The organism is Methylorubrum rhodesianum (genome assembly GCF_014199985.1).
In the GTDB taxonomy this organism is placed as follows: Bacteria; Pseudomonadota; Alphaproteobacteria; order Rhizobiales; family Beijerinckiaceae; genus Methylobacterium; species Methylobacterium rhodesianum.
The window spans coordinates 39,595-58,809 of sequence record NZ_JACHOS010000003.1; the positions used below are offsets into that span (position 1 = coordinate 39,595).

Genomic DNA, 19,215 nt, shown 5'->3' on the forward strand with positions numbered 1-19,215 from the left:
TGACAGTGGAGGCTCATTCCGCATGACCACAGCCAAGAAGACGACGGCAGCAGGCCGCCAAGGCTTCAAGACCGGCGAGGCGGTCGTGTATCCGGCGCACGGCGTCGGGCGGATCACCGCGATCGAGGAACAGGAGATCGCGGGCTACAAGCTCGAATTGTTCGTCGTCTCGTTCGAGAAGGACAAGATGGTCCTGCGCGTACCCACCGCGAAGGCCAACAGCGTCGGCATGCGCAAGCTCGCCGAGCCCGAACTCGTCAAGAAGGCTCTCGACGTGCTGACCGGCCGCGCCCGCATCAAGCGGACGATGTGGTCGCGCCGCGCCCAGGAATACGAGGCCAAGATCAATTCCGGCGACCTGATCTCGGTGACGGAAGTGGTGCGCGACCTGTACCGCTCCGAGGCCCAGCCCGAGCAGTCCTACAGCGAGCGCCAGCTCTATGAGGCCGCCCTCGACCGCGTCGTGCGCGAGATCTCCTCGGTGAACCGGATCACCGAGACCGAGGCGCTCAAGCTGATCGAGCAGAGCCTCGCCAAGTCGCCGCGCCGCGCCAAGGCCGATGCCGAGGCGGAAGCCGACGCCGAGGGCGACGACGACGTGCAGGAGGAGGCCGCCTGAAACGGCGGACGCCGAATCGGATCGCTGCACGGTTCGTATTTGTTAACCAGAGGGCTCGGCGCCACGCCGGGCCCTTTTTTCATGTGCCGCCCATATGCCTCTTGACCCTTTCGTCGCCGGCGCCACGCGCCCGCAGGGAACAAGCGTCGCACGGATGTGTTGTGCCTCTGCCACGGATGGCTCGCCCCATGGTCGCGCCCGGCGTTTCGCCGGCCGAGAGACGCAGGCGGGTTGATCCGGAACGCTCGAACCAAGAACGCTCGAACGAGAGAGGCGGGGATGGCAGAGATCGCGGGGATGCGGCGTCAGTTCATTCGGACAGCGATGGAGGCGCCGTTCCTTGCGAGGGAAGAAGAACGCGGGCTGGCGGTGGCCTGGAAGGAGGCGCGCGACGAGCGTGCCCTGCACCGCCTGATCTCCGCGCATATGCGCCTCGTGATCGCGCTTGCCGGCCGCTTCCGCCATTACGGACTTCCGATGGCCGACCTCGTCCAGGAGGGCCATGTCGGCCTGATGGAGGCGGCCGCCCGCTTCGAGCCGGAGCGGGATGTCCGCTTCTCGACCTATGCCACGTGGTGGATCCGCGCCTCGATCCAGGACTACATCCTGCGCAACTGGTCGATCGTGCGCGGCGGAACGAGCTCGGCGCAGAAGGCGCTGTTCTTCAACCTGCGCCGCCTGCGCGCCCGCCTGATGCAGTCCACCGAGGAGCAGGTCGGCTCCGAGATCCACGGACGGATCGCCAGCGCGATCGGCGTGTCCCGCGAGGATGTGGCGCTGATGGATGCACGCCTGTCCGGTCCCGACATGTCGCTGAACGCCCCCGTGGGCGAGGAGAGCGAGGCGTCTTCCGAGCGGATGGATTTCCTCGTCGACAACGCCGCCCTTCCCGACGAGACGGTGTCCGCGCTGGTCGACGGCGAGCGCCGGCTGGTCTGGCTGCGGCAGGCGCTCACGGTGCTCTCGGAGCGCGAGCTGCGCATCCTGCGGGAGCGGCGGCTGGCCGAGGATCAGGCGACCCTCGAGGCGCTGGGCCATCGCCTCGGCATCTCGAAGGAGCGCGTTCGCCAGATCGAGAACCGGGCTCTGGAGAAGCTGCGCCGGGCGCTCGCCGAGAAGTTCCCGCAGGCCCCGAGTAGCGTCTACGCCTGATCGTCCGACCGCGCCGAAAGCGAAGGGCGACGCCACCGCGTCGCCCTTTCTGCGTTCGAGGCTCGGGGGGCCGCTTCGACCGCCTTCAGGGCGACAGGGCGACCCGCTCGGCGGAACGGCCGGCGCGCGCGCCGCCGCGGCGCGTGTCGCCCGAGGCGTTGGCCAGCACGGCGGCGAGGCGCTTCGTGGCGAAATCGATGAAGCTGCGCGCTTTCGCCGGCAGGAGTCGCGAGGTCGTGACGAAGTAGACCGGCGTCGAAGGCAGGTTCCAATCCGGCAGGACGCGCTGGAGGCGCCCGGTGGAGAGGTCGTTGTCCACGTTGATGACGTTGGCTCGGGTCAGTCCCTGACCCGCCACAGCAAAACGCCGGGCCAGGCTCAGCGAGTTGCAGGACAGGGGACCGCCCACGGTGATCGCGACGGATTCCTCCCCGCGTTTGAGCGTCCAGGTGGCGGAGGTGCCCTGCATCGGCAGGATGACCTGGTGGTCTTCGAGATCGATGGGCGACACCGGCGTGCCGCGCTCGGCGAGGTAGGCGGGCGAACCGAAGATTCCGTTCTCGACCTCGGCGACCTTGCGCACGATCAGCGAGGTCTCCCGAGGCTCCTCAATGGCGACGGCAAGATCGTAATTGTCGCCGACCAGATCGATGGGCGCCGGCTTCAGATCGACATGGACATGGATGTGCTCATGGAGGGCGGAGAACTCCGTGATCACGCCCGACAGGTGGCGCAGCACCCAGAAATCCGGCGGCGCGGCGAGCTTGAGAAAACCGCTCGGCCCCTTGGCCACGGCCATCATGTCGTCGAAGGTCCGCTGCGCCTCGTCGACGAGGCGGGAAACCTGCGTGAGGTAGGCTTCGCCGTAGGAGGTCAACGCCAGCTTGCGGGTGGTGCGATCCAGGAGCCGCAACCCCACCATCGACTCAAACATAGTAATTCGGCGAGACAGGGAAGAAATCGGCATCCCGAGCGCCGCCGCGGCCTGACTAAAGCTTTTTCTTCGGGCAACTTCGACGAAGAGCGCCATGTCGCGTAGCAGTTGAGGATGCGGCATCTTTGCGCGGTCCACCCAGTCATTACGTGACTGCGCACCCGGCCGCTGAACGGAAGCCACGCGCAACCCTCCTTGCCGTCTAACACATCCGCCCATAACCACAGCGAGCATAGCAGAGTTCGCGCGGAAAAATAGTTTCGCACTATGGAACAATAGCCGCACAACCTTTGGCTGCTCCGACCGATCCCGGGGCTGGCACGGAAGGAGCCGCGGGGAGGCTTGCGAGACGGCCACCATGGCCTCGGGTCCCGTCCTCGGGATCTGGCCGCGTGGGTCCGGTCTGCCCAAGCCACTCTCGCCGCGCGGATGCGTCCGTTACGGCTCGATCCGTGTGAGACGCGCACCGGCGCAGGCCAGGACGCTGGATTCTCCGGACGCGTCATCCGATCGGCCTGAAGGTGAGCAACCGGCGCGAAGACACGCCGGCGGGCCCCCCCCTCGCGGCACCTCGGCCCGGCGTGTGAATTTTTTAAATACCGTTGCCGCACATAGGCTTACCCGTGACTTTCCCCTGTCCAGCAGGGCAAAATGGCTCCGCTGAGCCGAAAGAAGCGCCTCGAAAGGCGGCAACCCGCTTGCGACCGGGAAAAGTGCCGGCTATAAGCCCGCTCGCCGGCCCTCGGGGGGCGGCATCGGAGTGTAGCGCAGTCTGGTAGCGCACCACGTTCGGGACGTGGGGGTCGCAGGTTCAAATCCTGCCACTCCGACCAAGAAAGAAGAGAAACGCCTGGAAAGGCGTCGAGGAATGAAAAAAGGGCGCCCGTAGCTCAGCTGGATAGAGCACCAGACTACGAATCTGGGGGTCAGAGGTTCGAATCCTTTCGGGCGCGCCATTTTCCTTCAAAGAGTTAGCTTGCAAGGCATCGCTGATGCGCTTCCCAGAAATTTGGCTTGGGAAGCACATGGGAAGCGGGGAAGGTAAAAGCCGAACCCCTACGAGGGATCGGAAAAAAAATCGAAGCTCATCTTTTGCCACGGCATACCACTGAGCGATGCTGGTGAGTTTCATGGGTGATCCTGCCCCTCACCCCTCATCCACACCAACCGAATTTTTTGTCCGCCGGTGAACGATGTTCGGTCGGTAGGTTCGCTAAAGTGCTCATCGAACGTCGGTGCGTGGGCCTAGCAGACACTGACTGCTTTCCATCCCACGGAATGCGATTCGACGGTCGGCCCCATGTGGACGATGCGATGCTGCGAGCTGAGTGACGCGCAGTGGAAGCAGATTGTCCTGCTGCCTTCGCACCAGCCGCGCACGGTTAGGCCAGCCGAGGATTTCTGCCGAGCCCTCAACAGCATGCCTTATCCTGCGCACGAGTGGCTCCCTAAAAGGGCCCTACCAGCGCGCTATGGCGTTGTCGGGACCATGTCGAGCAGGGCTCAACCACTGTCGTAGAGCAAGCGTCTCCGACCAATTGCTGCAGCAGCTGCAGGCGCAGGCGGATACGGGCAGCGACCTCGACTGGGACCTGCACTTCTTGGATGCCGCGGTGGTGCGCACTCGCCAGCACGCCGCGGACCACGTTAGTCAGGAGCAATCGAGTGGGCGAGGCGGCAGCAGAAGTGCGGGCGAGGGGCTCAGGCGCACTCAGAACCTGTTTGAGTCGCGGTTTTAGGCTGGATTGTAGAGGGCAGTGACGGCCATGAGGCGGCGACACAGGCGAGGCGGCCGGTCGCCACGTCGAGGCGGCCTGCGCGCTCGTGCAGCAGGCAGCCCCAGTGGCTGAGCCAGCCGAAGGTGCGCTCCACGAGCCGGCGCCGCTCCAGCACGACGAAGCCCTTCTGATCTGGGTTCTTCTCAACAACGCGGTGGCGCATGCCGTGCAGATGGCACCGCTCGGCGGTGAAAGCGCCGTCGAGAAGGGCCAAGCGCAGGTTGGGCCACGCCGCCTTGCCGTTATCAAGGGCCGTCAGGGTGTCGCGGTCCTGAACGTTGGCGGGCACGACAGCCAGTGCCAGGACGTGGCCTTCTGCACCGACCAGCGCCACGCGCTTGCGCCCAACCAGCTTCATGGCCCCGTCGTAGCCACGCGGCCCGCGCACCCCGAGGCATCTGACGTTGCGCGCGTCGATGATGGCAAGGCAGGGCGTCGCACGGCGGCTGCAACGGCGACGCTGTCGGCGCGCCAGAGCGCGCATCAGGCTCTCGAACAGCCCCTTCTCGATCCGGCGCCGGAACCAGACGTAGACCGTGCGCGAGGGCGGAAAGCCGGCTGGCAGCGCCCGCCAAGCGCCGCCGACCCGCCGGGGCCAACCTCCGCTGAACCGCTCGATGCTGCAGATCCTGCTGAAACGCAGGCGGCGAAGCCCGCAGTTCACCGCGAAGGCGCCGGTCAACCCCAAAAGCCGGTGGGATTAAAAAGCGGTGAGCCTGTCACGTCACCGGACTTCGCCTGTCATCACAGCGCAACAGGAAGCCCTCGCATTAGCCGATGGTGTTGCGAGCGCGGCAGAAAGAGCTCGCTGCCGTTCGGCTGGGCTACGGCTACCGGCGATTGCACATACTGTCACGGCAGAGCCGTGAGCTAGAAGAGCACCTACCAACTCTATCAGAATGACGGATTGTCGATGCGCATCAAGCTGCGGAGGCGCAAGCGGGCTTGACGCTAACGGCAAGGAGGCTCCCAAACCGGCAGTTCCCATGAGGCCTGGGCGAGGCATTTCGAGTGGGACCGCCAATTCAAAAGGCGCCGGATTGGAGCTCAACCTCACATTAACTTCTATACGTAAGGAGCTTCCAAGGCGCAGAATCCTCAAAGCTACTGATAGAGTGTAGATTTAAAGAAGGAGCTTACGTGAATATCAATTGTCAAAAAACCCTTCCAAATCTTGATCATTTTCTCCGATAACTCGCATATTAACGAATTCAAGCCGCTCTGAAAGCGGTTTGAGTATATGTTTTTTCTCAAACTCGAATATATCCAGAGCGCGCCGCCTCGCAAACTCTTTGTAATCCTGCAAGCGCGCAGCCTCTATAGCGTAATCAGAAATTATGTGCCGCTCCCTAACATCGTCGCTGAGCGCGCAATTTGTAATCTGAGCTCTCAACCGATGTGAATCTTCAGGATTGATCAGAAATCGCCCACCTGGATCACCTCGTTCAACGTTCGGCAATGCAAGGAAATGAAAAGCCTCAGCACCGAATTCTCTTATGAGGTTGGATCCCGACCTCGACTCGACTTGATTCGACCGGTAAGCCAACGCCAGCATGAGGGCTTTTACTCGAGCCGCTCTGAAGTCACTTTTTACCGAGGCAGTGCTTCGAACAGTGGGCTGTTGACGCAGCGACCAAAATAGAAGCCCTGTCTCAACGTAATTCAAGAAATCGCCAATTGCACTCTCGGATTGCCGCCCGCTCCCTCCAAATAATTCGGAGTAAGTGGTCAACCAAACCCAGTCCTCTAGAAGAAGTCTATAGTGATCGGAGTACCCGCTGCTCAAAGCGGTCGCAATCGCCACTATCTGAATCCGATAAGGAACCAACGCCGGATCAGTTATGCCAAAAGCCTGATCAAAGAAAATCGCGCACGAACGAAGGCCATTGAATGTGCGATACAGCGCCTGAGGATCTTCCTTTAATCGCCTACTCACTTCATCTGGATTTGTCTTATATATATCCGCCTTCAAATTGGCTTTGATGCACCTCAAAACGACATCGGTGTCCACTTTCTCCCAGCCCACAGCTGCAAGTAGATCACTCCTATATTCATTGTCGAGCTTCAATAAGTCAAACTTCGGCGAGTAAGAAAGAGCGTTGAGCATATGTAGCTCACTCATGTCGGCTCCCCGACTATTGATCCGCTCAAAACTTTTTGTAACAACTTCCAGACTTGCACTATTTAACGTTATTAGCGGAATTTTGTATGAACGAAATGCGGCAGCAACTTCATCGGCCATGTCGATGCGCTTTTCGTCCGCATTCGCCAATGCTCTCTGAAATTTTAGAAGCTCTTTACTCTGCAAAATGATGTTAAGCGGCAGGTAACGAGTTGGATCGGATTTAAGGGCCTCAGATCTAATGTCGATTGAACGCTTGAACCGTTCGGACTCGTCTGCAGCATCGAGATCTGCGTAAACAACAAAGTCTCTCAATTCAAAGTCGTTAGTTTCATCGAACGACTTCCAGCTCTCGGTAGCTCGCAAAGCTCCGAAGAGTGTCGATATGCGCTGCACGCCGTCCATGAGGTATCGATTTTCTATCGATTTAACCATCGGCGGGAGGCGGTGCGGGCCTAGGCTATCGTAACAACCAATTTCTTCATTCGACGTTGCCCAAATCATTAGCGCGCCAATAGGCAACCCGGCGAATATGCTTTCAAGAAACTCCCTCCGGTGATTCCACGTCCAAACAAGCGGCCGTTGGAAGCGGGGAATCCGAATGCGTCCGGTCGAAAGGTCGTCGAGCACCGACGTGAGAAACACCACGGTGGGATCAGCTGAAAATGTTTCACGCATAAGGGACCCGAATCCAGTCGGCGAGTTGATCCACGGTTTTCTGAACCCCCTGATCCATGCCGTCTCTCACGGCCCAGGCTTCGATTGAAGCATGGTGAGTAACATACACCATCGCGATATCCCCGGCGATGCCCTGAGCTAAAGTCATATGATCGGCGGTAGCGACGGAGGAATAGAGCGCTGAAACTGGGGGTGAGGGCGAGCTATCCCATCCCGACTTGAGACGAAAATGATAGCGTTGTTCCGGCGTCATCCTGAAAAACGCGTCTACTATTTTTTTCCGTCTCCCTCGTTCTTTTCCGCCTTTTTCAAAGACCCACGCATAGAGGGCTGACTTTGGGATGTAATTTTCTATGGCTCTTCGGCTCAAGCAGTGATGCCGCAAGCTGGCCTGCTGACAAAACTCAGTCATAAGTGCTGCTTCAGCACTGATATTTCCGGGCGTTCCTGCGTCACTGTCAAACAAAACCATTGAGTCATGCTTGTCAATTATACTGCGAGTGAACAACTCCTGAAGAGCCATCCTGAGTTCGCCAAGCCCACCTCGGCTATCAAATTGCACTAAACGCTGCTGCTCCATGTCGAGAAAGAATTGTCGGACATCTGACCGCATGTGACTCAGCCAAAACTGGCGGTCATTGCGATCATTTTCAATCCAAATCCGCATCGGTCGAGTAACCCGCCCAATTGCGTCTTCGAGCGTGAAACGTGGAGGTGTCGCTTGCCTATCTGGCGTCCCTGTTACTATCCACGTCCTCAATCTATATAGTCCGCTGTCACGGACCGACCAACTTGAAACGTCGTTCCAGGCCTGCTGATGGACTTTTCCAAGTTTTTGGTACCACGCGGCAAATCCTTGCCCGTTTGCCTGATACGCATCAAGATAACAGCGCTTACGGACTGCAATGTGCAGAATAGTGTTTAACGCAACCTCGTTTTCTGGATTGCCGAATACGTCATCCGCGATCAGAACGCGCATTAGTTTACACCAGTCTCGATACGCAGTTCCGAAAGCCTCCTCGATTGGTCTAATGTTTCACGAAATACACCTTGTGGCCAACCGCCTATCGGAAACCCTTCATCATCGAAGGTGATTGGACGCAAGTGCGTTCCGGCATCGTCATTATTTACCCAGTATACAATTGCATCACTCGGCTTGATGCGTTTTTCTACGATTGCGATTTGCACAGCCAGCAGCATACTCTCTGCGTGCGTCTCAATAACGTGACGCGCCTCAGAATTACTGACCACACACGATATGATCTCATCCGCGAGTTGAACGGTGGCAGTGGGATGCAAATGCAACTCGGGCTGCTCAAAAGCGAGAATAGGATGCGGCCCTAGCTTTCCAAGCCTAGCCTGATGGCAGATCGTAACTACAGGTAGAGCCTGCGCAATTCCCTCGCCAATGTCCTTAACTGCAATTTGAGCACCGGATTTTAGCGTTACATTGAACGGGAATACTTGCCGGTTAAACACTGCGACACTTGAACTAGCGGAGCTACTAAGCATACAGTTGCAAGTTTTTTCTAGCCAGGCTGAAACCGCTTCCGATATGCCATCACCAACCATACTGCTTTGGCGAAGCGCTTGAGCCACACCTGAGCCGTCGGAACTTATACTTCCATCTGATCCCAGCGTAAGCTCGAAGAACCGTGGAACGCTAGAACGTATCGCCTCTAGCCAGAATACAGATTCGCCAAAAGCGTCCAAGGATTCCCGCAATTGCTTAGCGGTTTGGTTTTCCTCCGTTCCCTCAGCGATTGAAGGCCTAATTCCTTCAAGCTTCCAAATATCAAAACGGTTTTCACCATCGTACGCGATATCAAACGAACTGTAATCAGGTGCTGCGGCCTTGGGATTGCTCGCTACAGACACTTCCCCACTAAAGCAGCTAATAGGATTCTTGAGACAAAAATTTGTTACTATTTCTGTGCTCTCATCAATATTTCTAATACTGAATTGATAGGATAAATCAGGCCACTCGATAGAGAAAGTCATGGCAGAAGAAATCTGTCCGTTACTGATGATATCGCCGAAATTTGCTCCGCGTAGCGCTGGCGCCGAGTAATCTAATACAGACTTGTTGCCTCGGCGTTTTCGAGACGCAGCAGATAATATCGGAAGCAATCGCAATGACGCACTTTTGCCAACACTATTGCGGCCGAAGAGCAGCGTGATAGGCTTGAGCTCTAGAGTTTGCTCTTCATAAAACCCCCTATATTTTTGGAATTTTATATTTTTTATAGGAGTCGACTTGATCATATTTCCCATTGATAGCATGTCCTATAAAAACTAGATCGACTCACATTTTCTAGTTAGGCTATTTATGTCGACTTAGCTTAAAAAAGAGGCAACCCTCTTGCCCCTGATATTCCTTCATTGGCCAGCCTACTCGAGTTAAGGGTAGGTTCGCAATATGGCACAGCAATTATTATACATAATAAAATACTCAGAATCGATAATCCTATCTTACGCACACATACAACTTGATCGGTCCAGCACAAATATAACAACGGCGCTCATGGACGCCGGCGCTTATTGAAGATTTCAACTTCATATCAAACCTGGGATTCACTTGTGGCACCTGACTGTTTTCGAACACCCCAAAATCATTGCAAATCACGATATCGCCACATAGGTAAAGTATCGTTTATTTCTATCATTCAGTGAACCGGTCCTAGAGTTCATGTAAAGGCCAGTCTATTCCACGTTTGGGCGTGCAAAGCTGCAAAAAAAGTATCAGACAAAAGAAACGCAGGTGAAACTCAATTATAATCGCCATTACTTCTATCAACGTGCAGATATAATAATCATTCGGACCATTTGAGTATGAATTTTGCTGCTTCAACACGGATGTAAGCAGGCATTTTAGGATCAACCGCCAATGCTCGGATTTGGCGAACGGCCAGCGGTGTTGGATGATTTCTGCATCCGTCGATACGTGCCTGTGCGGTACGCGCCAGATCATTGTGGCGTGTAATCCTGCGATCCGCTTGCTCTCGCGCCCTCGCCCGATCCTTGTGCCACTGGGCGTCCCGCGCGCGGTCCCTACGGATTTGTTCATGGAAGCATCGCGCCGCCTGGGTTTCATCTTTGCGACTTTTTTCGCTCCGCCGCCTCTTCACGTTGATACTCCAAGCGTGGAAGGGGTTAATCGGGCCACCGGCCAAGCATGTGAGTGAAGTCACAAATATCTCGCGCAGCGGTACTCGATTTTGAAGCCCGCCATGAGCCTCTCCCCGATACCAGGGGGTTTATTCTTCGAGATTGGCACGCATTCGAAGGGTCTGTTCATCCTCTGTTTTCATACCTGCCATTGCGTCAATCAGCAGCGCTTAGAGAAAAACGTTGCCGTCTGTTCGATCCTTTGCTGTAACATGGCCATATGTGCGTATGGCTATGTTACACAACGAGGGACGCATCGATGCCCGACCCCGCTCGCACCCTGATTTCCTACCTCCGCGTCTCGACCGACCGGCAAGGCAAGAGCGGCCTTGGTATCGAGGCACAGCGCGCCGCGATCGAGACGTTCGCCCAGGCCAACGGCTTTGCGATCATGGAGGAGCATGTCGAGGTTGAGACCGGGAAGGGCAGTGACGCACTGGGCCGGCGTCCGCATCTCGCCGCGGCGCTCGCCGCCGCCCGCAAGGCCAAATGCGCGGTGGTGGTCGCCAAGCTCGACCGGCTATCGCGCGACGTGGCATTCATCGCCGGGTTAATGGCGCAGCGGGTGCCATTCGTCGTGGCGGAGTTGGGCGAGGATGCCGACCCCTTCATGCTGCACCTGTACGCGGCGCTGGCCGAAAAAGAGCGGGCATTGATTGCCGCTCGCACGAAGGCCGCCTTGGCCGCCAAGCGGGCTCAGGGTGTCCAACTCGGCAATCGCACCAATCTGCCGCTGGCGAGCCGCGCAGGGGGCTTGAGTACGGCCCGTGCGGCGGATGCCTTCGCAGCGAACGTCCTGCCCATCATCGCGGGCATCCAGGCGACGGGGACGACATCGCTCCGGGCCATTGCCGCCGAATTGAACGCCCGGCGGGTCGAGACCGCACGGGGCGGAGTATGGTCCGCAGCGCAGGTGCAGCGTGTCATTGCGCGGGCTGGCACCGCAGGCAACGAGGCGGAATAGCATCGCGGCAAGGGTATGCCGTGATACAGGTAGGTGTGCTTGGGTATGCCTAAGATATGTCAATTCAGCCGGCGCCCTGGCAACAGGGCACCGTGTGGCAGCAGAGCCCGAGAGTTATCGGCCCGCCGTCGCCTGATGGAGCACTGTCTCAGGTTGCATCAGCAGAGCGTGCTGAGGACGTGAGGGCATGGAACAGGCCATTTTGGGTACTGTGCTCTACAAAAATGACCCTACCGAAATAAAAAAAAGACATTTTCTTATTTCACATTCCTTTTTACTTCTTTTCCCTACACATCTTACTTTCTTCATGTCCTCCATGTCCTCCATGTCCTCGCCAGAAAATAGAAATAGGATAAATATAAATGGCATCAATTACTTAGATATTTTCTAAAATTTTTTCCAAAAAACAGTGCCTCATGTCCGGGCCGATGTCCTCATTCAGGCCACCCATGTCCGGGACGCTCTATGTCTACTATCATATATTCGCTCCAAAACAGGCCGAAAAGTGAGCGTAAGGACATGAACTGGCCTTTGAGGACATGCGAGGACATGGACCCGGCCCGTCCGAAATCGCACATTAAGCACGCGGCTTGTAGCGAGGGCATACAACCTGAGATTTTTAATAATTTGGGTGGGACAGGCATTGCCGCCCACTCCACCCCCTGCTCGATCCGCACGCCGAACAGTGCCCAATCGGCCCCTGGCGCTCAATCGGCCTCGACGCCCGGTCAAACCCGGCGATGGGCCCTCATGGCGACCACGTTGCCCCGCTCGGGCGCATCGGCATCGTCCGCGTCGTCCCCCGCGATGCGATCGACCACTGGCGCCATTGGGCCAATCCGCACGTCATAGGGCTTGGCCCGCACCCCATCCGTGAGAGGGCGATTTCGCCGGTCGCACTGCATAGCCGCGGACAACTCATTCCATTGCATATCCTCGATCGGCACCGTGCAGCCTTCGAGCGCATAGACGGTGGGTGCACGCATCGAGCCCCGGCCGATTTTCGTTTCCCGCTTGCGGGTTCTCTCCGCGAGCCAATTCAGGGCTTTTCCACGAACCGGCGCCGCGCCGCCAGACACCGAACCTATCGGGCTGCCGACCTTGTAGAGATCGGACAAACCGCCATCGTCGCCGTCCTCGACACGCGCGGCCCAATTCATCAGGGGCACGATGTCGTTCATGGTTGCCAATCCACGGCCCGCTTGCCGCAAGGTGTCAAGCGCAACTGCCATGTGCCGCACCGAGCGCTCCATGCTCCGGTATTGTGCGGATGCTTTTTCGGCTGTGACCGGGGGCGGTGCGTCAGCACGATAGTGCCCGATTGCACGGTCCGCCAGATAATCCCAAACCGCTGCTAACCGTTCAGGGTCTTCCATGATTTCCCCAAGACGCACGTAGAATTCCTGATCAGGCCGATTGGCCTGTGTTATGCGGAACCGCACGGGCATTAAGCGGCGGTCACGTTCCTCAATCGGGATCACGTTTTCATAATTTGTCGTGGCGATGATGTAGCTGTGATTTTCAACGGAACGGCTGTCTTCGCCCTTATTTTCGATATCGATGTAATCACCACCGGAGCCGGCATCGACCATTTGTTTCACGGTCGAAATAAGTGCCGCCGTTTCGCCCCGCCCGGACCCATCCGGCAATTCTTTGATTGAGCAAATGCGGCAGCCTTCAATGCGTCCGAAGATAAATCGCAGAGCGGCCTCATTCATCAATTTGGCCCCATCAATTCGGCTTCTCACGTGTGGCCCGGTGCCATCGAACAGCGCGATCAAAAATTCCGCGAACAAGGATTTTCCAACCCCAGGCATGCCTTCGATCACCAGCATGTGCCCCGGCCGCCTACCGGTTTGCACCATATATGCCAACGTATCGAGCAAGTATTCTGTGATCTTCCCATCCCCAAAACCGCGGCGCATGAAATCAAGAAAATGATTTCTGTCCGCTTTTGCGAATGCGGGATTGCGCCGGGGGTGCTTAGCGGCGTTCTGCGCTTGTGAACGCTGTCGCACGTTCAATGCTCCATTTGGGTTTCCCCGCGTGTCGAACCGCTCGACCACCTCACCATAGTCAAATCCAGGATGCCTGATTTCGTGTGTGAAAAATGCAAACGGATGTGCGTTTTCCAACTCACGGAGAAAATCGTATAACCCGGTCTTTTTGTTCGGGTAATTGACATGCAATTCTTGCAGAATACCCGTGTTTAAGTCTGGGGTTTTGCCGTCCCACCAATCGGCAGCACTCCACACACGTTCCGGGTATGCCCGCAGTCGCATTGGCTGGCGTATGTTGCGGGATGCCGCACGTGTCGCTGTGCCCATGTGCTGGAACCTGTAGGCATTTGCAGCGCGGGTAAGCAGCGGCCCATTCTTGGCAGCCCTCGTCACCTTGTCGGCGGCCTTGTGCCCGTGGATTTGCCGTGATGCGTCGGCAGCATCGAATGCTCCACCATCGTCCTCGAAATCAATACCGTCGAAATCGTGCACGTCGTGCTTGCGCAGAATGACAGAAAGCCGACCACGGCTGCACTGCACTCCCGATCGCAGGCTGTCCCAAATCTTGTCAAAATAGTCGTCGTCGCAAAACCCTTCGCTGGTATCGACAGCCCACCGGCGCACGTCGTCCTCGAAGTCCTGATCCAGGGCACGGTGCCCCGCTGCCGCACGGACGGCGGACAGAACCCCGATTAGATCATCCCGCCCCGGAAAATTGGCTTCCGTGTTCGGCACTTCATAGAGTGCATCAATAATGCGATCGGCGTCCGCAATGGGCTCATCCCGGCTATAATCGTGCGTACGCCCGCCGCTGGCACCGCGCCCGTTGTCACCGGACACACGCACCGTCCCCCCGATTTTCCGCACCGTGCTTTCAAATGCTTGCCGCAGGCGGTCTATGTCGGCGCTTTCGATGAGTTCAACCCGATTGGCTTTCACCATCTCGCAAAGGTCTGACGTCCCCCCATCGCTTTGGTCCGGCGTGAGTGCGAGTTTTCCGGTTTCGTGAGCCCCTGAGGGGAGGAGCAGAGCCGTGAAGAAGAGCAGGTTCACCGAAGAGCAGATCGCCTTCGCGCTGAAGCAGGCCGAGACCGGGACACCGGTCGCGGAGGTGCTGCGCCGGATGGGCATCTCCGAGCAGACGTTTTACCGCTGGAAGAAGCTCTACGGTGGCTTGGGGACGGGCGAGTTGCGGCGGCTGAAGCAGCTTGAGGACGAGAACCGCAAGCTCAAGCAACTCGTGGCCGATCTGAGCCTCGACAAGCACATCCTGCAGGACGTGCTCGCAAAAAAGCTCTGACGCCTGCTCGGCGACGCGAGCTCGTGCACCAGGTTCAGGAGGCGCACGGGGTGAGCGAGCGGCGCGGCTGCGCCGCGCTCGGCGTCGGTCGGTCGGGCGTCCGCTACCGCTCGACCAAGCCCGATCAGGCACCGCTGCGGATGCGCATCTGCGATCTGGCCAAGAGCCGGGTGCGCTACGGGTACTTCCGGATCTACATCCTGCTGCGCCGGGAAGGTTGGCGGGTGAATCACAAGAGGGTCCACCGCCTCTACAGGGATGAGGGCCTCAGCCTGCGGCTCAAGCGGCCGCGCCGGCACGTCAGCGCGGCACACCGTGAGCGTCAGCCTGCTGCGCTCCGGCCGAACGAACGCTGGTCGATGGACTTCGTCTCCGACGCGCTGTTCGACGGCCGCCGGCTGCGGGCCCTGACGGTCGTCGATGCATTCACGCGCGAGGCTCTGGCGATCGAGGTCGACCAGGGCATCAAAGGCGAGCAGGTCGCGGCTGTCGTCGGCCGCTTGACGCTGCTGCGCGGAGCACCATGCGCGATTCAGGTCGATAACGGGCCTGAGTTCGTCTCGAAGGCACTCGACCGCTGGGCCTACGAGAACGGTGTCACGTTGGACTTCTCACGGCCCGGCAAGCCGACCGACAACGCGCTAGTCGAGTCGTTCAACGGCCGGCTGCGCGACGAGTGCCTGAACGCGAACTGGTTCTTGTCGTTGGCCGACGCGAGGAGCAAGATCGAGACGTGGCGGCGGCACTACAACGAGAGCCGTCCTCACACCGCCCTGGGGTGGCGAACACCCCAGGAATTCGCCCTAGCGGCGGCCCTGCAGGCCGCCGAATGAGATCCGGAAGCTCACCTTCCGGCCGGACCAAAATCCGGGGGACCCTCAGGCCAACCCGGCACTAACTTAGAACTTGGACCACCGCGTGGGGGCCGATCAGTCGCGCTCCGCGTGCCACTCATAGGCATCCCCGGATGGGTGCGCGCCCGCAGCAACGAATTGCTGCCCGTACCCCAGGATATCGACCTTGTGCGGTGGGGCATCGTCCCGATCGCCAGGAAGCCGGAATTCCCACGTCGCTTTGCGCACGCGGCGGCTTTCTTGCAAATTCGGATTGCTGCGGAAGGCAAGCAGGCGGCGAGGGCCGTCACCCCGGAGGCGTTCGGCATAGCAATCACCGAGTACCGTGCGCACCACCCGCTCCACAAGCTCCCGAGCGGCATCCGAATTCACGTCGCAATCAATGGCCGGGAATGCCCGGCACACGATGCCGACATTGCCGGTAGGCCAATTCTCAGCACCCGCGCCGGTGCGCTTGTCGATGCCTTCAGTGATGGCATCCCCCCTGAGACCCGTCCATTCTTGCCGGTGCGCATCGAAGCGGCCGGGCACCTTGCCCAGGCTTTTGCGATTACGGGCGAGGCTGGAATTCTCAGACACCACGGCATCCGGCGGTGCGATGGGTAACAGCGCGCGGGAGGGAATGCCGGCAGCGCGGAACGGCTTGGCGGCCTCGCCGAAAGTGGGCGAGCGCGTTGACTTATTGGCCAAAGTCATGACGAATTGCCTTGTGAATTGGATTATTGGCCCGGCACCTTTTTCGAGGTTCCGGGCCATTTTTATTCATTAATTAGTGCGGTCAGTGCAGCACCTGCTCACGCCCAATCGCTCAGCGAGCCTGTATCAGGTGCGCGGCGTCCATCGTCGCGCTCGTACCAGGGCTGATAGATTTGCGCGTCGCGATAAAATCGCGGTGTCCCGGGTGGCAATTGCTTGCGCGGCTGAAACCAGCGCCGCTTCCGGTTCATTTCAATATGTTCAGCAATTCGCTCATGAGCAGGCGGCCCATGCTCTATTTCCGCAGGTCCCCTTTCGCGGAACTCCGCCATGAGGATGCCTGCAAAAATTGCACTTTTGTATTCGGCGGCTATGAGGGCGCGGGCTCGATATTCCAGCACGCTCCGATCCAGCCAAAGCGGGAAGGCGCGACCTTCGTAAAATCCGCCGTATGACGGCAGCCCAGGTTGAATGTATCTACGCGCCTCAGGGTCCTCAACGAATTCGAAATATGGACTTATGCCCCGCTCTTTTTCGTCTTCGAGAAGACGCGAATGATTGACGTGATTTACTTCACGCTCGAACAAAAAATCATTCAATTCTGCATCGGAATTAAAGCACCGTGTGTCGGGGTGCGTTTCACCCGGTTCTGGACGGCGCGGAGAAAAACTTCCGTTCCCATCCTCGAAAGCAACGATCGGATTGCCGATGTTGAGAGCGCTTTCACCCTCAAGGCGGAGAAAATGCAGGCGATGCTTGAACCCATGATAGGTGTAAGGTGAATTGGATTTTGTCATTTCTTGATTTCCTTATGCTGCGCTGAATGCGCACTTTCGATTTATCCATCGTATTCAAGCCTACGAGCGCCTTGGGGGAATTTCCGATATTCGCGTGGTTCAAATCTCGGTCAGGCCGGCGCTGGACGCTATCGGCAACATCCAGCGGGGAGCATAACCGGTGGGTGCTGAGCTTCGCTCAGGCGGCCCGCTCGTTGACGAAATCCACCAACGAACCAATACGCCACCCGAGCTTCCGGGCACCGAGCCGCACGGGTGTAGGCACCTTGCCCTCACGTGTCAGGCGTAGCCAGTGCGCGAGGCTGTAGTTGCAGAAGGCGGCGGCCTCCGCAGAGCCGACCACCCGGCTCATAGCGATCTGTGAATGTGCATCAGCCGGGGGGCTCGCACTGGCATGTGCCTGATATGACATGGCTTTCAATCCTCACTTGAGCGCCGTAAGAGCGCATAGCGCAGTATAGTTAAGCACTCGCAAAGTCATGTCAATCCACGTTCTTCGATCATCTATTTATTCCTGTCGATTGAATTTCCCGAAATTCAGTTCCTAAATACGGAAATTCAATCCCACATTAATTCGCGTGCTATTTTTTGCACGTGCTCTGCCCAAATATTTAATGCCGCCCGCTTTTCCGTGGCATAGGTCGCACGGTTATATACACCTGCCACACCTGATTTTGCCGCACCAGAAATATGATTTACCAATGCCTCGACCACGTGCGGCGCAATTCCAAGCTCTGAAATTCCTGTCACCATTGTTCGGCGCAAATCGTGCAGTCGCCACGGGGCTATTCTAATCCGGGCATCGAGTGAGGATTTGGCATTCGACCACCCCTGAAATGCACCTTTGCCTTCGCCAAAAATCAAATCTCTTTCCTCAGCACCTGCCGTGCCCGACACCTCCCGCCGCGGGGCATCCTGCAAGATCGCTACTGCTGCTTCTGACAGCGGCACGTCGTGGGGTAGGTTATTTTTTGTTCGTGACGCTGGCAGACGCCACAGTGCTTTTCCTGTCGTCAGGTCTAGTTCACTCCACCGCATTGCGCCGACTTCTTCGCGACGCTGACCTGTAAGAATTAGAAGGCGCACGATGCGTCCGTAATCGTCCTTCCCGCATCCGTGCCAAACGGCTACTAATTCCCGGTCATTCAGAACCCGGTCGCGGCTCTTTTCCTCGACTGCCCTGCCGGTGGCGATGACGGGATTTGCCTCGACTTCCCCCGCTCGCATCGCCCAGGTGAAAAGTGCCGACAGCGTTGCACGGGCTCGATTAGCAGCGAACGGCCCCCGTGACGTTGAGATTTCGGCGATGCGAGCGGCGATATCACGGCGTGTGACGGCATCGATGGGCAAGTCTCGAAATGGTGCCCAGTGCTGCACGATATGGCGCTCGACTTCCTCGAAACTGCGGGGGCGCAATTTCGACTTGGCTTGTGCGAGGTAGCGCGTGGCGACGGCACCAAAGGTCAGTGCCACACGTGCTTGATCCGCGGCTTTCTGGGCCTTCTCAGCCTGAGGATCGGTTCCCAATTGAACGGACGCCAGCACCCTTCGGGCATGCTCACGTGCCTCGTCAGGGGCCAGTGTATCGACCGTGCCGAGGGTAATCCGCCGCTGTTTGGTGCCTGCCCTGTATTGCACGACCCATGTGCGCTTACCTCCAGCCCTGATCCGCACCCCGAACCCTGACAAGGCTTCATCAAATACGAGAAGCTCGGATTTCCCAGGTGGCAGTGCGAGGCGGCTGACGGACTGCCGGGTGAGACGCATTGTGTGGGCTCCATCATTAATGCCGGAAAATTCGGTGCCGGGACTTATGACGGGCTGGGAAGCACATGGGAAGCAGCGATGCGCTACGGTATGCCGGCTTAAAAACCCATATGCTACTGCTCAACTGAGGGTTCCAGGGGGGAAATAACGAAATATCTCAGTCAAAATTCCTATAAAGTTCCAAGCGGCGACATAGCCCGAGACTACGAATCTGGGGGTCAGAGGTTCGAATCCTTTCGGGCGCGCCATTCATTCTCTTGCCGTTGCTTGGCAAAAATTTCAGATAACATCAGGATCTTGAGAGGCGCAGCCAATCCGGCCGCAGCTCCCGGCTCTCTGATGCAGCCGTCGGTCTGACTGAGGGCCCGATCGGGCTGAGGGGAAGC

General features: G+C 58.1%; 14 protein-coding genes and 2 tRNA genes. 6 read left to right on the top strand and 10 right to left on the bottom strand.

Features of this window, described 5'->3' with window-relative positions:
* Positions 1-22 precede the first annotated feature (22 nt).
* Both HNR01_RS04860 and HNR01_RS04865 read left to right on the top strand, forming a co-directional pair.
* Complete coding sequence (locus tag HNR01_RS04860) at positions 23-619, top strand: CarD family transcriptional regulator (RefSeq protein ID WP_012456050.1); 597 nt, start codon at positions 23-25, stop codon at positions 617-619.
* Positions 620-898: 279 nt separating this feature from the next.
* Positions 899-1,771, top strand: coding sequence for an RNA polymerase factor sigma-32 (locus HNR01_RS04865; protein ID WP_017484286.1), 873 nt, complete (start codon positions 899-901; stop codon positions 1,769-1,771).
* Between the two features lie 85 nt (positions 1,772-1,856).
* Here HNR01_RS04865 and HNR01_RS04870 read toward each other — a convergent pair whose 3' ends face one another.
* Entirely contained in the window at positions 1,857-2,888 is a 1,032-nt protein-coding gene (locus HNR01_RS04870; RefSeq protein WP_309236162.1) for a LysR family transcriptional regulator, read from the bottom strand.
* 573 nt (positions 2,889-3,461) lie between these two features.
* Here HNR01_RS04870 and HNR01_RS04875 point away from each other — a divergent pair.
* Positions 3,462-3,538: transfer RNA gene (locus tag HNR01_RS04875), tRNA-Pro, on the top strand.
* A 46-nt stretch (positions 3,539-3,584) separates the two neighbouring features.
* Positions 3,585-3,661: transfer RNA gene (locus tag HNR01_RS04880), tRNA-Arg, on the top strand.
* A 745-nt stretch (positions 3,662-4,406) separates the two neighbouring features.
* Here HNR01_RS04880 and HNR01_RS04885 read toward each other — a convergent pair.
* From HNR01_RS04885 to HNR01_RS04900, 4 genes are all read right to left on the bottom strand, one after another.
* Complete coding sequence (locus HNR01_RS04885) at positions 4,407-5,165, bottom strand: transposase (protein ID WP_183666946.1); 759 nt, start codon at positions 5,163-5,165, stop codon at positions 4,407-4,409.
* 465 nt (positions 5,166-5,630) lie between these two features.
* A complete protein-coding gene (locus HNR01_RS04890) occupies positions 5,631-7,283 on the bottom strand; it encodes a DUF262 domain-containing protein (protein ID WP_183666948.1) in 1,653 nt (550 codons plus the stop codon).
* Positions 7,276-8,262, bottom strand: coding sequence for a hypothetical protein (locus HNR01_RS04895; protein ID WP_183666950.1), 987 nt, complete (start codon positions 8,260-8,262; stop codon positions 7,276-7,278). The genes HNR01_RS04890 and HNR01_RS04895 overlap by 8 nt, the downstream gene beginning before the upstream one ends.
* The gene (locus HNR01_RS04900; protein ID WP_183666952.1) at positions 8,262-9,557 is read right to left on the bottom strand and encodes an AAA family ATPase; all 1,296 of its coding nucleotides are present in this window, start codon (positions 9,555-9,557) and stop codon (positions 8,262-8,264) included. The genes HNR01_RS04895 and HNR01_RS04900 overlap by 1 nt, the downstream gene beginning before the upstream one ends.
* A gap of 1,153 nt (positions 9,558-10,710) precedes the next feature.
* Here HNR01_RS04900 and HNR01_RS04905 point away from each other — a divergent pair.
* Entirely contained in the window at positions 10,711-11,415 is a 705-nt protein-coding gene (locus tag HNR01_RS04905) for a recombinase family protein (protein ID WP_183666954.1), read from the top strand.
* Positions 11,416-12,143: 728 nt separating this feature from the next.
* Here HNR01_RS04905 and HNR01_RS04910 read toward each other — a convergent pair.
* Entirely contained in the window at positions 12,144-14,468 is a 2,325-nt protein-coding gene (locus tag HNR01_RS04910) for a primase-helicase family protein (RefSeq protein WP_183666956.1), read from the bottom strand.
* Here HNR01_RS04910 and HNR01_RS04915 point away from each other — a divergent pair.
* Positions 14,449-15,548 (top strand): IS3-like element ISMex11 family transposase gene (locus tag HNR01_RS04915; RefSeq protein ID WP_133091994.1). Its coding sequence is split into 2 segments (ribosomal slippage): positions 14,449-14,701 and positions 14,701-15,548, totalling 1,101 coding nucleotides; the frame shifts between segments, so codons are not numbered across the junction. The genes HNR01_RS04910 and HNR01_RS04915 overlap by 20 nt on opposite strands.
* Positions 15,549-15,644: 96 nt before the next feature.
* Here the strand turns inward: HNR01_RS04915 and HNR01_RS04920 are convergent.
* From HNR01_RS04920 to HNR01_RS04935, 4 genes are all read right to left on the bottom strand, one after another.
* Positions 15,645-16,325 carry a bifunctional DNA primase/polymerase gene (locus tag HNR01_RS04920; RefSeq protein WP_183666958.1) on the bottom strand — a complete coding sequence of 227 codons (681 nt, stop codon included), beginning with the start codon at positions 16,323-16,325 and terminating at the stop codon, positions 15,645-15,647.
* A 38-nt stretch (positions 16,326-16,363) separates the two neighbouring features.
* Positions 16,364-17,062 carry a hypothetical protein gene (locus HNR01_RS04925; protein WP_183666960.1) on the bottom strand — a complete coding sequence of 233 codons (699 nt, stop codon included), beginning with the start codon at positions 17,060-17,062 and terminating at the stop codon, positions 16,364-16,366.
* 178 nt (positions 17,063-17,240) lie between these two features.
* On the bottom strand, positions 17,241-17,405 hold the full coding sequence (locus HNR01_RS04930) for a helix-turn-helix transcriptional regulator (RefSeq protein ID WP_183666961.1): 165 nt from the start codon (positions 17,403-17,405) through the stop codon (positions 17,241-17,243).
* Between the two features lie 215 nt (positions 17,406-17,620).
* On the bottom strand, positions 17,621-18,829 hold the full coding sequence (locus HNR01_RS04935; RefSeq protein WP_183666963.1) for a tyrosine-type recombinase/integrase: 1,209 nt from the start codon (positions 18,827-18,829) through the stop codon (positions 17,621-17,623).
* Positions 18,830-19,215: the final 386 nt, after the last annotated feature.